The organism is Mucilaginibacter sp. P4_A11, from assembly GCF_056402535.1.
Map to the genome: position 1 here is coordinate 331,749 of NZ_JBFUHE010000001.1, position 13,820 is coordinate 345,568.

Sequence of the window (13,820 nt, forward strand, 5' to 3'; positions counted from 1 at the left end):
GGTTTTACCCTGTGCTAATTTTTTGTGGGTAAATAAATATCAGCATTATGAATAACCAGCTTTTCTCTTCTCAACATTTCGCAATCCTTAAAAACGCCCTCCGCTGGACGGTCATTGTCATTCCTATTGCCGCTGTTATAGGCAGCGCGGTAGCTTTGTTCCTGTGGCTGCTGAGTTTGGCTATTCATTTTCGGTTTGCTCATAACTGGCTGTTGTATTTGCTGCCGCTGGCGGGCATAGCGATATTTTTCATTTATAAACTCTTTGGCGGCTCGGCCGAAAAGGGGAATAATTTAATTATTGACGAAATTCATAACCCCGGCGGCGGCGTCCCTAAACGCATGGCCCCATTGGTGCTGATCACTACCATAATTACGCATTTGTTTGGCGGTTCGGCCGGACGCGAAGGTACAGCTGTGCAAATCGGCGGCAGCTTAGCCCAAATGATAGGCAAATGGCTTAAGCTGAATAAAGCCGATACGCAAACCTTACTTACCGCAGGCATAGCGGCAGGTTTCGGAGCTGTGTTTGGCACGCCATTAACAGGCGCCGTTTTCGCCATGGAGGTACTAACCATTGGGCGGATGCAGTATAATGCTTTGCTCCCATGCCTTATTGCTGGCATTGTTGGTGATGTTACGGTAGCAGCCTGGGGTGTTCATCATACCCCTTATCATATCGATATCTTACCGGTTATTCCGCATTGGTTTTCGGGCTATATTTCAACCGATTTGTTGCTGATAATCAAAACTATCGTAGCTTCTATCGCATTCGGGTTGGCCAGCTACCTGTTTGCAAAAATGGTGCATGGCATTAAAAGCTTGTCTACTAAATATGTAAAAACGCCCTGGCTTATTCCCTTTATCGGCGGGCTCGTCATCATTGCATTCACTTTTATTAATGGTAAGCCCGATTATTTAAGTTTAGGGGTAGATGCTGAGCACGTAGGCGCTGTCACTATTCCGTCAGCTTTTCATGCCGGCGGTGCCGATACCTGGAGCTGGCTATGGAAAACCATCTACACTACCGTAACGCTTGGTACAGGTTTCAAAGGCGGCGAAGTAACACCGTTGTTTTATATCGGTGCTACTTTAGGTAACACTTTATCCGGCTTACTCGATGCGCCAGCAAGTTTATTTGCAGCATTAGGTTTTATAGCTGTTTTTGCGGGCGCAACCAATACACCACTGGCCTGCACTTTTATGGGGATAGAGCTTTTTGGAGGCGAGCACGCTTTGCTATTTGCCGTGGCCTGCTTTACCGCTTATCTTTTCAGCGGACATACCGGCATATATGGTTCTCAAAGAATTGGGGTCAACAAGCTAAGTGATGGCATAACTGATGATAAAACCCTTTCGGAAGCGATGAAGAGACGCGGATATTTATACCATAAACTGGCAAAATATAATTTCCGGAAAGGGAGCAGTTAAAGCTTTACTTAGTGGCGGTAACTACAATGTAAGGTGATAGGAGCTTTGATTCAACCGGAATAATTTTGGTGAAAACCTTGCCGGCTATCCATACCAGTTTGGTGATGGCTTTAGCCAATGCCGGTTTATTGGCCTTATCTTCCAGCCAAACCGAAAACTTGCCGTAATAATATGCCTCAACATTTTTTAGCCCGAGTTCCTTACAGTAGCCAGCCAGTAATATCGGGTTCATGCTACCGATGTTGTGCTTTTCGTAGTTATTAAGGTCGTAGTTGCGCTGTACCCATCCGTTAACGCCGGTAAAGTTAGGCAGGGTGATGAACAGCGTACCCCCGGGTTTAAGGAAGGAGAGGTGTTTTTCAATAATGCCTTTGGTATCATTAAAATGCTCTATCAATCCGCATGAAAGCACCAGGTCATATTCAGTTTCAGGTTGATATTTAAACAGGTCGCCTTCAATAACCGCGATATCCTGATCATTAAGCTGGTTGGCATCCAGTACCTCCTTCAAAACTTTTGGATGAACATAGAAATCAAACAGCGTGGTTTTTAATCCGAAATACTTCTTCAGAAAAATTGCAAAATACCCAGGGAAACCACCCAGCTCAATAGCTGATGCTGGCTTGTTAACATCCGTAATATTTTTTAGCAGTTTATGAAAAGTATAATTAGCCGGTACATTAAAAGCCAGGTCTTTTTTTGATTCCCAGTAACCGGCCCAAAATGCCTTGTCGGTGAGTTCGTTGCTCATGGGTGCAAAGGAAAGATAATTCGGCAATAGTTCAAAACCCTGTTATTTTGTTGAATGAGATTTCCCCGAAGCAGTCCGGAAAGCTTCCGAAGTGTAAAAAGCATGCCACTCCTCTTCAAACCTCATCAATCTGCTTTATCTTTAACACCAAAAAAATCAATGAAGTTAATTGTTTCCGACCATAAAACCGGCGGCGATCTGTTACTGATCAGCGGGGAAGAAAATTTTGACCACTTTTTTTATACCCGCGATAAAGCAAAGAAATATTTTACCATAGCCTGGAATACCGGCGCAAGCCAAATTATTAATATAGATGGCGCAGATCATGAATTTAATAACAATACGCTGCTGCCGCTTATGTTCGACCAGACCTTTACCTTCGAAAGATCTGCAGATATCATCGCCTGGCAGTTTAACAGGGAGTTCTATTGCCTGATTGATCATGATACCGAGGTTAGCTGTGTAGGTTTTCTTTTTGGCATGGGTAATTTGTTGTTCATTCCCATTGATGATCCCAACCAATCAAAGCTTAAAGTATTACTTGATATTTTTACCCAGGAACTGCATATTAAAGATAATATTCAGAATGACATGCTGATCATGTTATTAAAGCGGCTGATCATCATGGTAACACAAATGGCCCGCACAGAATATATCCCCGCAGAAAATAACCAGGATCAAAAACTGGATATCTTCCGGAAATTTAACCTGTTGGTTGAAATGAATTTCAAAAGCGAGCATTCGGTCAACTTTTATGCTGGACTGATGAATAAATCGCCCAAAACACTATCGAATATTTTCTCACTTTATAACGACAAAACACCACAGCAAGTGATCCAGTCGCGTATTATTGTTGAAGCCAGGCGGTTGCTTAGTTATACCAGTAAGTCGGTTAAGCAAGTCACTTATGAATTGGGTTTTGAAGATCCTGCCTATTTCTGCAATTTTTTCAAACGGCATACCAAACAGTCGCCTGCTGAATTCCGAAACGAAAAACTACAGCCTGTACTGGCATAATAAAAGCCTTTTTAGTGTAAGCCGGTAAATTATTTACCGGCTTTTTTCATTTTTAGCAGGCTTGCTGGATGATTCGGGAAGAAATTACAATCTTTCGGGAACTGGCGACATTTCCCACCTGCCGCATTTGGGGCACTTTTGTATTGTTAAATCAAACACAACATTTAAAATTAAAACAATATGAAAACTCCAACATTAAAAAACAGTATCAAAGCAGGTTTGCTTAGCCTGGCATTAGCGTTTACAGCAGTCTTAGGTTTTACTTCTTCAGTAAAAGCGCAAGCTGTTAAAAACGTAGTATTGGTTCACGGAGCATTTGCCGATGGATCTGGCTATAAAGCATTATATGCCGAACTTACCAAAAAAGGGTACAATGTTACTGTGGTGCAAAATCCATTATCTTCTTTAGAAGACGATGTTAAAGCTGTAACAGTTGCACTCGATAAACAGGACGGCCCTGCAATATTGGTTGGCCACTCGTGGGGTGGTACAGTAATCACTGAAGCAGGTAATCACCCAAAAGTAGCGGCTCTTGTTTATATCGCAGCACTGCAGCCAGATAAGGGTGAAACATCTATCCAGTGGTTACAAACTGCACCTCCGGCTCCTGAAAATGGTGTTTTAACTCCTGATGATAAAGGCATTGTTTATTATGACAAAGCAAAATTTCACGCCGGTTTTTGTGCAGATATCAGCAAAGAAGACGCTGATTTCATGTATGCTTCACAAGGTGCCTTTTATGCAAAAGGATTTGGTACACCGATCACTAACGCCGCATGGAAAACTAAACCTGCTTACGGTATAGTTGCTACCGAGGATAAAAGCATCAACCCTGATATCGAGCGTGCCATGTACAAACGTTCAAATACTATAATAACCGAAATAAGAGGAAGCCATGTAGTTTTTATATCGCAACCTAAAGCTGTTGCCGCTGTGATTATCAAAGCTGCAGAAAATGCATCTGTGAAAAAATAAAAAAGCAATAAGAAGCAGCCCCAGCACGTCATTGCGAGGCACGAAGCAATCCCCGGTTAGCAGGTCCACCCTATATCGTTAGTGATTGCTTCGTGCCTCGCAATGACGTTTTTATTAGGATTTATGGCTTGTTCTTTAAAATTTCCCCTTCAGGGGGCCAGGGGGCTAAAACTATACCCCTCCTTACTCCAAGCCTCCAATGCCCTCGGCAATACATACTCCAGCCGTTTAAACGCTTTGATACTGTCGTGAAATACCACCGTTGATCCGGCTTCGGTATGTTTTAACACACTTTTCAAGCAATCTTCGGGTTTAAGGGCCATGTCAAAATCGCCGCTGAGCACATCCCACATAAAAATATTCAGGTCGGGTTTGGCCGTTTTCAGCGCCCGGATCTGTTCTCTTTTGATCCTTCCGTAAGGCGGACGAAACAGGGGGGTATTCAATAATTTATCGGCCTGTAAAAAATTATCAAGGTAAGTTTGGGTATCGGTTTTCCAGCCTTTGAGATGGTTAAAAGTATGGTTGCCTATGGCATGGCCGCTGGCTTTTACCTGTTCAAAAATGTCGGGGTGTTTGCGTACATTGTCGCCAATGCAAAAAAAGGTGGCTTTAGCATTGTATTGTTTTAAAATATTTAATACTGCCGGTGTAACAATTGGTATAGGGCCGTCGTCAAAAGTGAGATAAATGCAACGGTTAGTTGATTTTATATCCCAGGTAAGTTCGGGATAAAGCTTTTTCAGCAGCCAGGGAGTTTTAACCAGGTACATACAGATTAGGTAGTTTGTGTTTTTATCCCTATTAACAACATTTAACAAAAATAAACACTGCAATGTAATGAACAGTTGCTTACCATTGTATAGAAAAACCTTATGAAACTAAAATTATTACTATCAGTTAAAGCAACGCTCATTTGCACAATTATATTTTCAGTATGCGGCATTAAAGCCGGCGCGCAGGAAGTAATAGGCTTGCAAAAAGCGGTAGATCTGGCCCTTGAACGCAATCTAACCATTAAACAGGCCGAATTTACAGCCGCCATCACCAACGAAGATCTTAAGCAGTCGAAATATAACCAGCTGCCCAATTTAGCTGCTGGCCCACAGGGTTCATTCAATTTTGGCCGTAATATTGACCCTTCAACCAACCAGTTCAGCAACCAGCGTATTTTGGCCGTTAATGGTAACTTTACCTCACAGGTAACCCTGTTCCAGGGCGGGCAGTTGCGTAATACGGTAATCCAGAACAAGATCCTGCTTGATGCCGATAAAACCAACGTTGCCAAGGTAAAGAATGATCTGATATTAAATGTTGTTACTACTTATTTGCTGGTATTGACCAACCAGGATTTAGTAAAAGCTGCTCAGCAACAAATTGATGTATCCAAAATAGCTTTAGACCGTTCGCAGAAAAACTTTGATGTAGGTAACCAAACCCTTGCCGATCTGTCGCAGGCTAAAGCACAGCTATCGACTAACGATCTGAACTATACCAACGCCGAAAATCAGTTGGAGCAATCGTTACTTACCTTAAAGCAATACATGGAGATGGACCCAGGCGCTGATATTAAAGTGGAAAGGCCCGATATCAGTAAGCTGAACAATGTTAAAACCATATATGACGCACAGGAAGTTGTGAAAACAGCGATGGCTGTAAACCCCGATGTATTATTGGCGGAACAGCGTCAGAAAGCTGCTGCGCAGGGTGTTAAAATTGCAAGGGGTAATTATTATCCATCTGTAGTATTATTTGGCGCTGCCGGATCATACTTTTCTGATGCCAAAAACACACCTTTTGGCGCTACGCCAACCGGGCGGTTTGATACGGTGGGTTTTGTACAAAATTCACAACAAGCGGTTGTGGTGCCTAATTACAAAGTTGGTTTCAAGAGCAATCCGTTCTTCAGGCAGCTGAGTGATAACTTTAACCAATCGGTAGGGGTAAGTTTGCAGATCCCTATTTTCAACAGGTTCTTGTCTCGTACCGCTGTCCGGAAAGCAAAACTTCAAAACCAAAATGCTGAAGTGACGGCACAACTGGCCCGCAATAACCTGAGCAAGATTATTTACCAGGCGGTGTGGGATTTGCAGGCTGCTGATAAACGCTATCAATCGGCGACGCAAACCTTCAATGCCAATAAAGATGCATTTAATATTATACAGCAACGCTATACTGTTGGTTTGGTTAACTCGCTTGATTACAATACTTCGTTAACCAATCTCAACAAATCTCAGTTTGATATGATTGAGGCGCAATACCAGGTAATTTTCAGGAGCAAAGTCATTGACTATTATTTAGGCAACCCTATAACACTTTAATAAAATCTTAACCGTAAAATATCCAAATTCACCGTCATGGGAAAAACTACTAAATATATTCTGATAGGTCTTGGCGCACTGATTCTCCTGCTGATCATTGCTAAGGCAACGGGCATGATAGGTAAGCCCGCGCTAACCCAGGTGGCTACTGAAAAAGCCGAAACCCGCGAGATAAACGAAACTGTATCGGCCAGTGGAAAGATCAAACCGCATGTTGAGGTTAAGATAAGCCCCGAAGTATCGGGTGAGGTGGTTGAACTACCAATTAAAGAGGGCGATGTTGTTAAAAAAGGCCAGCTGCTTTGTAAGATCAGGCCCGACATTTTAAAGTCAGGTTATGACCGTGCTATTGCATCATACAATACCCAAAAAGCCAGTGTAGGTAACTCAAGCCAGATGCTTAAACAGGCCGAAGCTACTTATACCAACCAGGTAGGTATTTATAAACGCAGTAAAGAGCTTTTTGATAAAAAGGTATTAACCATTTCGGAATTTGAAAATGCTAAAGCCACTTATGAAGGTGCTAAAGCATCTTTTGAAGCCGCCAAACAAAACGTGGTAGGTTCACAATACGGCTTAGCCCAGTCACAGGCTTCGGTTAAAGAAGCGCAGGATAACCTGGCCAAAACTACTATCTATTCGCCGGTTGATGGTGTGGTTTCAAAATTGTCGATACAAAAAGGTGAGCGTGTTTTGGGTACCCAGCAGTTTGCCGGTACCGAGATCATGACCATATCTGACCTGAGTAAAATGGATGTTAACGTTGATGTGAACGAGAATGATATCAACCGCATTTCTCTTGGCGATTCATCAAAAATTGAAGTGGATGCATTTTTAGGTAAAAAGTTTACAGGTGTGGTAACTGAAATAGGCAGTTCGGCAAACGTAGTAGGTACCTCTGCCGACCAAGTAACCAATTTTACTGTAAAAGTGAGGATCAATGCCGAATCATACGTTGCCCTTTTAAAGAAAACGGCAGATAATCCTTCTCCATTCCGCCCGGGGTTAACAGCTACTGTTGATATCAGCACCAACTCGGCTAAAGCTTTATCAGTACCAATTCAATCGGTAACTACCCGTGAGGAAAAGAAAGAAAATAATGGTCCGCCGAAAGCTGATGATGATAAAAGCAAGCCACAAATTAGCCCGGTAGCTAAAGAATATGTATTTGTACTGAACGCAGGTAAGCTGAAACAGGTACAGGTAACCACCGGTATCCAGAATGATAGTTACATCCAGATCTTATCCGGCCTTAAAGGAGGCGAAGAGGTTGTGTCGGCTCCATACTCAGCTATTTCAAAAACACTTAGCGATGGACAGGCTGTTGAAAAAGTGGATAAATCGAAACTGTTTAATGCAGATAATAATAAGTAATTGATATGCAGATGTGCAGATTTCAAATGTGCAGATGAGGAAATTAGAATTTAGCGCCCGGCGAAAGCCGGGCGTTTTTGTTTTATTACAGAAATGTTTAACTGCCGCGGGTTTAGCGATAGTGTAACCCGTGGTGTATCATGGTTTAAGCTTCCAGCTTAAATAAGCTACTGAAGCTGAAAGCTTCCACGCTGTTTAACCGCAGGTTACGCTATCGCTAAACCTGCGGCAGTGTTAAGGCATTTTCTCTTATTCGCCAATCTGCATAATATTTCATTAATTTGCTTAGCCGATTAAAACCTGGCACATAGATTTTCTATTATTTATTGATGGATAAAAAATTAAACAAGATCACAGTTGTTGGCGGAGGAAGCTGGGCTACGGCCAATATTAAAATGCTTATCGACAACACTACCGAAAAAGAAATTTTTTGGTGGATGCGCAATGCCGAAGCTGTGGAGCATCTGCAAAAGTTTGCACACAACCCGCACTACCTGAGCTCGGTTGAGATCAAACTTCCCGAACAAAATATATCTACCGATTTGAAACCGCTTATCGCGGCTGCCGATATTGTATTGCTTAATGTACCTGCTGCGTTTTTAAAAGAAGCGTTAAAAGATATTACGGCTGCCGATCTGAAAGGGAAAAAAATAGTATCGGCTATTAAAGGCATAGTGCCCGACGAAAACCTGATAATTGCCGAATTTCTTCATCAAAAATACGATATATCGTTTGGTGATTTTATGGTGATCAGCGGACCCTGCCATGCCGAAGAAGTGGCGTTAGAAAAACTATCATACCTCACTATAGCTTCCGGAGATACTGAACTGGCATCGCAGTTTGCAGGTATGATTAATACCCGGTACATCAAAACAAATATTTCCGACGATATATATGGTACGGAATACGGCGCTGTTTTAAAGAATGTTTACGCTATTGCCAGTGGTATTTGCCACGGTGTGGGCTATGGCGATAATTTTCAGGCAGTACTAATATCAAATGCAATCCGCGAACTGGAGCGTTTTGTGGCCGCCGTGCACCCCATTGACAGGGATATTAAAGAGTCGGCATACCTTGGTGATCTGTTGGTTACTGCATATTCGCAGTTTAGCCGTAACCGCACATTTGGTAATATGATAGGTAAGGGATATACAGTAACATCTGCCCAACTGGAAATGAACATGGTTGCTGAGGGTTACTATGCAGTAAATTGCCTACACGAGGTTAATAAGCAATATGGGGTAAGCATCCCTATTTGCGAGGCTGTTTATGCTATTTTATATCAAAAACGCTCACCTGTGATAGAAATGAGAAATTTGGCCGAGAAATTGAGCTGATTTTATTAAAAGAAACTTAATTACTGTCACTTATGAAAAATCTGTTTAAAATAGCCTTGTTTGCTGCAGGTACATTTATGGTAAGTCCGGGCTTTGCCCAAACCCATAAGGATTCAACCCTTGGTGGTAAAATAAGTAAGACCACCAAAAAGATAGGCCACAAAACATCTGAAATAGCAGCCAAAGGCGCAGCTACAGTAGCTGACAAAAAATATGCCGGCAAAGTTGGTCCAAATGGTGAAACCATTTACATTGATAAGTATTCGCACTATTTTTATGTGAATAAGAAAGGGCATCGTGTGTACGTAAAAAAATCCGAGCTGATCGATAAACCTGCTCAATAATTAAATTCGACAAAGGCATAAGCCGTTCTAAAAAATCCTGATCCGTCATGAAAAAGTTTGCTCCGATAGTTGCTGCAGTTGCAGGCATGTTACTGGTTTATTCTTGTTCTACCGCTCCGGCACCCAATAAAAAGCTAGAAGGTAACTGGAAATCAAAAGATGGTTCAACCAAGCTTTCAATAACGGATAAAGATTTTATTATGGATGACGGACAGGCCAGTAAAGAGGATTATTTTGTGAAAAAAGATACTATTTACACCTCATACCAGGGGAGCAGGCCTTATACCAAGTTCTGTATTAAGGAGCTTACCGACAATAAGCTAACACTTTGTTATCCTGATTCGGATATTGTTGAATTTAGCCGTTAAACAACAAAAGCCTTTATTCCCGTGTGCAGCGGTTAAAAGGCTTTGTTAACAAAACTAAACTAAAACTAATGCTTCTTACTAAAGGAAGCTCATGAAAACCACCACATGCTTTGCACATGGTGGTTTTTTTATGATGGATGATTAAAATCTCCTTCTGCGTTCAGGGCGATCTTCACGGGGTTTGCCGGAAAAATCACGGAAACCACCGCCAGTATGTTCGCGCTTTTCGTTACCACGGTAGCCACCGCCTTCACGACGCTCGCCACCACGATAACCACCGCCGCCTTCACGACGCTCGCCACCACGATAACCGCCACCACCTTCGCGACGTTCGCCACCACGGTAACCGCCTTCACGGCGTTCGCCGCCGCCACGGTTATCACTAGTGCCTTCGCCTGAGATCTCGATCCTTACCGGACGCCCCTTATGTTCGGCTTCTTTAAAGCTGGCCATAACTTTATCAACGTCTTCGTTCTGAACCTCAAAGAATGAGTACACACCTTTAACATCGATCTTACCTACGGTACGGCCGCTGATTTTGGTAGTGTTGCAAATGTAACCCAACAAATCGCCGCGGTTAAATTCATCAACCGAACCCAGGTTTATAAATAAACGGGTAAAGTTGCCTCTTACTCCATTGCCACGTTCACCGCGATCTTCAGACCTGGTACGGCCTTCTTCAACGCTGGCATTCAGGTCGGGAGCGTTTTTGTAATAATCAAGGAAGCGGTTAAACTCAATTGATGCAAAACGTTTAATGAAATCCTCTTTGGTGAAATCTTTAAACTCGTCATAAATACGTGGCAGGTATTGCTCAATCTGCTCTTCGTTTACAGTTACATTATGTACTTTGTGAACAATAGAGAATAATTGTTTTTCGCAAACGTCAAAACCTGTAGGGATTTCAGCTTTTACAAACTTTTTACCAATAACACGCTCAATTTGGCGAATCTTACCTAATTCTTTAGCATTAACGATAGCGATAGATACACCTGTTTTACCTGCACGGGCTGTACGGCCGCTGCGGTGGGTATAGTTTTCAATTTCGTCGGGCAATGAATAGTTAATAACGTGTGTTACGTCGTTAACGTCGATACCACGGGCTGCAACGTCGGTAGCAATTAATAATTGCAGGCTGCGCTCGCGGTAGCGTTTCATTACTTTATCACGCTGTTGTTGCGAAAGGTCACCGTGCAATGAATCGGCATTGTAGCCGTCTTTGATCAGCGATTCGGCAATTTCCTGGGTTTCAATTTTGGTACGGCAAAATACGATACCAAAAATGTCCGGGTTAAAATCAACAATACGTTTAAACGCGGCATACTTGTCGCGGGCACGTACTATATAGTACTCATGCTCGATATTGACATTGCCGGTGTTTTTTTCGCCCATAGTAAGCTCAAACGGATTGTTCATGTACTTTTTGGCAATCCGCCTAACTTCTGCAGGCATTGTGGCCGAGAATAGCCAGGTTTTTTTCTCTTCGGGTGTGGTAGATAAGATACTATCAATGTCTTCCTGAAAGCCCATATTGAGCATTTCGTCAGCCTCATCCAATACTACATACTTCACAGCCGAAAAGTCGATAGCCTTACGGTTTATGATATCAAGCATACGTCCCGGTGTAGCTACTACGATCTGTACGCCGCGTTTGATCTGGCGTAATTGATCCATAATGCTTGCACCTCCATAAACGGCAACAACATGTACGTTGTTCATTTTTTTGGAGTAATTCTTGATGTCGTTCGCGATTTGTAAACAAAGTTCGCGTGTTGGGCATAAGACAAGTGCCTGTGGATGATTTTCTTCGAAATCAAGCAGTTCCAACAGTGGTAGGCCAAAGGCAGCAGTTTTTCCGGTCCCGGTTTGGGCTAATCCGACAAAATCGTTGCTGCCTGTTAACAATACCGGGATTGACTGCTCCTGGATTGGTGTAGGATTTTCAAATCCTAACTCAGAGATGGCATTAACAATATCATGACGGATTCCCAGTTCAATAAATGGGTTGTTCATGAATTAAAATAACGAATTTGGCAACATCGCCAAATCGGGCGCAAAGATAGTGTTAGTATTTTACAATTCCAATAGGTAAGTTAGGATAGATTGAAGTTTAGCTGTATTATTGTAAATAAACCACTAATTGGCTGAAAAAAAACCAGTTAATTAATGATTTCATAATATGTATTGCCTTTTTTGCCAATCTTTAAAGTCCTTTTTTTGATAAGTAAGCCTTTAGGGAAGCTAGAAAACACAGATTTTTCATTTGTTTTTTACCTTCGGATCGCAAAAAGGCCTAACCCTTAGCCTAAGTTACAGGTATAGAAAAGAGAAAAGCCAGACTTGTGACTTCCGGCTTAGTACTGTTGACTTAACATTAACCTGGGCTTACCTCAACCTATCAGCCGATTTTACCAGCTTTTCATCTTTTTTAATGCTTTTTTGTGCAAAGATAATCAGTATAATGCTTAATGAGGTCAGAAACAAGCCGACGCCCATAGAATGGGTATCAAGCGTGATGTTACCAGCGGCGCCTTTAACAGTTTGGGCCATCCAGAAGCTGTAGCCAATAAGCACCAGCATGGCGCTATAACAAAAAGCTATTTGCTGCTTGCGGTTTTTGTATAGAAAAATGATAACCAACGGAACAAGGGCTACGATAGCCGTTATCGCGGTAAGCGCCACAAATGTTTGGGTATGTTGCTGCGCGCCGTTAACATCCTGGTAAATACCGGTTACCATAATACTGGATGGTTTATCATCGATATAAACATTATGCGCAAGTGGAAAAAAGAAAAGGGCGAACAGCACAAGGCTGGCAAACAAAAGGTAAATGCTTTGGATGCGTTGAAGCATAGTATTTAATTATTATATGGGCAAATATAATTGTTTTGCTTATAGAGTGTAGCTGATTTGTTGCAGCCCTGAAATACTATGACCAAATTATGAAGCCGGCATAGTCTACAGATTATTAACTTTGCCCTTGTGAGCATCAATCAGCGTTATTTTATTGAACTGGCCTACAACGGTACCGCTTATCATGGCTGGCAGGTGCAGCAAAACGCCGTAAGCGTTCAGGAACTGTTAAACAAAGCCCTGAGCACTATACTGCGCCATCCCATAGAAACAACAGGCTGCGGCCGTACAGATACAGGTGTACACGCCAAAGAATTCTTTGCACATTTTGATGTGGAAGCCCATAGTCCATGGTCCATGGTCGATGGTCAATCCTCAAGCCATGGTCTATCGGCTATTGACTATGGACAAAAAGTGAAGGGGCTCAACGCCCTGTTACCCCCTGATATCGCCATAAAAAACGTTATCCCCGTACATGCCGATGCTCACGCCCGGTTTGATGCTACGGCACGTTCTTATCAATATCATATCCATTTTAATAAAGATCCTTTTTTGCAAGGCGCTTCATGGCAATTGCGCGATGTGCCCGATCTTGAACTGATGAACCAGGCCGCGGCTATCATGATGCAGTATGTTGATTTTAGCTGTTTCAGCAAATCAAACACGCAGGTAAAAACCAATAACTGTAAAATAACCCGTGCCGAATGGGTACAAACTGATAACGGTATCGTTTTCCATATTACTGCCGATAGGTTTTTACGCAACATGGTACGCGCCATTGTGGGTACGCTAATGATGGTTGGCAAAAAAGAAAGGGAACCCGAAAGCATTCGTGAAATTATTGAAAGTAAAAACCGCTCAAATGCCGGTACCAGTGTACCAGCCTGTGGATTGTATTTGACGGAGGTGAAATATCCATACCCATTAGCCCGCCCCTGACCCCCTAAAGGGGGAACTATAGCGGAGAAAGTGATTTTAAGATTTATAATTATACCTTACATTTGATATAGTGGCCGAAGACATAAAAAATAATAAGCAAGACACTCCCCC

At 42.4% G+C, this 13,820-nt stretch carries 13 protein-coding genes; 9 read left to right on the forward strand and 4 right to left on the reverse strand.

Annotated features, from left to right (window positions below; genetic code table 11):
- Nucleotides 1-47: 47 nt before the first annotated feature.
- Entirely contained in the window at nt 48-1,430 is a 1,383-nt protein-coding gene (locus tag AC1DUD_RS01510; protein WP_477370614.1) for a voltage-gated chloride channel family protein, read from the forward strand.
- 4 nt (nt 1,431-1,434) lie between these two features.
- Here the strand turns inward: AC1DUD_RS01510 and AC1DUD_RS01515 are convergent, their stop codons facing one another.
- A complete protein-coding gene (locus AC1DUD_RS01515; RefSeq protein ID WP_477370617.1) occupies nt 1,435-2,181 on the reverse strand; it encodes a class I SAM-dependent methyltransferase in 747 nt (248 codons plus the stop codon).
- Between the two features lie 159 nt (nt 2,182-2,340).
- Between AC1DUD_RS01515 and AC1DUD_RS01520 the strand changes: the two genes are divergently transcribed.
- Nucleotides 2,341-3,198 carry a helix-turn-helix domain-containing protein gene (locus AC1DUD_RS01520; RefSeq protein WP_477370620.1) on the forward strand — a complete coding sequence of 286 codons (858 nt, stop codon included), beginning with the start codon at nt 2,341-2,343 and terminating at the stop codon, nt 3,196-3,198.
- Between the two features lie 180 nt (nt 3,199-3,378).
- The gene (locus tag AC1DUD_RS01525; RefSeq protein WP_477370623.1) at nt 3,379-4,173 is read left to right on the forward strand and encodes an alpha/beta hydrolase; all 795 of its coding nucleotides are present in this window, start codon (nt 3,379-3,381) and stop codon (nt 4,171-4,173) included.
- A 149-nt stretch (nt 4,174-4,322) separates the two neighbouring features.
- Here AC1DUD_RS01525 and AC1DUD_RS01530 read toward each other — a convergent pair whose 3' ends face one another.
- Nucleotides 4,323-4,946: a polysaccharide deacetylase family protein gene (locus AC1DUD_RS01530; RefSeq protein ID WP_477370627.1), complete on the reverse strand. Its 624-nt coding sequence runs from the start codon at nt 4,944-4,946 to the stop codon at nt 4,323-4,325.
- 102 nt (nt 4,947-5,048) lie between these two features.
- Here AC1DUD_RS01530 and AC1DUD_RS01535 point away from each other — a divergent pair, with 102 nt between their 5' ends.
- The 5 genes from AC1DUD_RS01535 (at nt 5,049) to AC1DUD_RS01555 (ending at nt 9,917) form a co-directional block, all read left to right on the forward strand.
- Nucleotides 5,049-6,494 carry a TolC family protein gene (locus AC1DUD_RS01535; protein ID WP_477370630.1) on the forward strand — a complete coding sequence of 482 codons (1,446 nt, stop codon included), beginning with the start codon at nt 5,049-5,051 and terminating at the stop codon, nt 6,492-6,494.
- 36 nt (nt 6,495-6,530) lie between these two features.
- Nucleotides 6,531-7,868: an efflux RND transporter periplasmic adaptor subunit gene (locus AC1DUD_RS01540; protein WP_477370633.1), complete on the forward strand. Its 1,338-nt coding sequence runs from the start codon at nt 6,531-6,533 to the stop codon at nt 7,866-7,868.
- A gap of 329 nt (nt 7,869-8,197) precedes the next feature.
- Nucleotides 8,198-9,205, forward strand: a complete 1,008-nt coding sequence (locus AC1DUD_RS01545) for an NAD(P)H-dependent glycerol-3-phosphate dehydrogenase (protein WP_477370637.1) — start codon at nt 8,198-8,200, stop codon at nt 9,203-9,205.
- Between the two features lie 32 nt (nt 9,206-9,237).
- On the forward strand, nt 9,238-9,549 hold the full coding sequence (locus AC1DUD_RS01550) for a hypothetical protein (RefSeq protein WP_477370640.1): 312 nt from the start codon (nt 9,238-9,240) through the stop codon (nt 9,547-9,549).
- A 47-nt stretch (nt 9,550-9,596) separates the two neighbouring features.
- Nucleotides 9,597-9,917: a hypothetical protein gene (locus AC1DUD_RS01555; protein ID WP_477370643.1), complete on the forward strand. Its 321-nt coding sequence runs from the start codon at nt 9,597-9,599 to the stop codon at nt 9,915-9,917.
- A gap of 141 nt (nt 9,918-10,058) precedes the next feature.
- Here the strand turns inward: AC1DUD_RS01555 and AC1DUD_RS01560 are convergent, their stop codons facing one another.
- Entirely contained in the window at nt 10,059-11,930 is a 1,872-nt protein-coding gene (locus tag AC1DUD_RS01560; RefSeq protein ID WP_477370646.1) for a DEAD/DEAH box helicase, read from the reverse strand.
- A 372-nt stretch (nt 11,931-12,302) separates the two neighbouring features.
- Nucleotides 12,303-12,770 carry a DUF4293 domain-containing protein gene (locus AC1DUD_RS01565; RefSeq protein WP_477370649.1) on the reverse strand — a complete coding sequence of 156 codons (468 nt, stop codon included), beginning with the start codon at nt 12,768-12,770 and terminating at the stop codon, nt 12,303-12,305.
- Between the two features lie 129 nt (nt 12,771-12,899).
- Here AC1DUD_RS01565 and truA point away from each other — a divergent pair, with 129 nt between their 5' ends.
- Nucleotides 12,900-13,709, forward strand: a complete 810-nt coding sequence (truA, locus tag AC1DUD_RS01570) for a tRNA pseudouridine(38-40) synthase TruA (protein ID WP_477370652.1) — start codon at nt 12,900-12,902, stop codon at nt 13,707-13,709.
- Nucleotides 13,710-13,820: the final 111 nt, after the last annotated feature.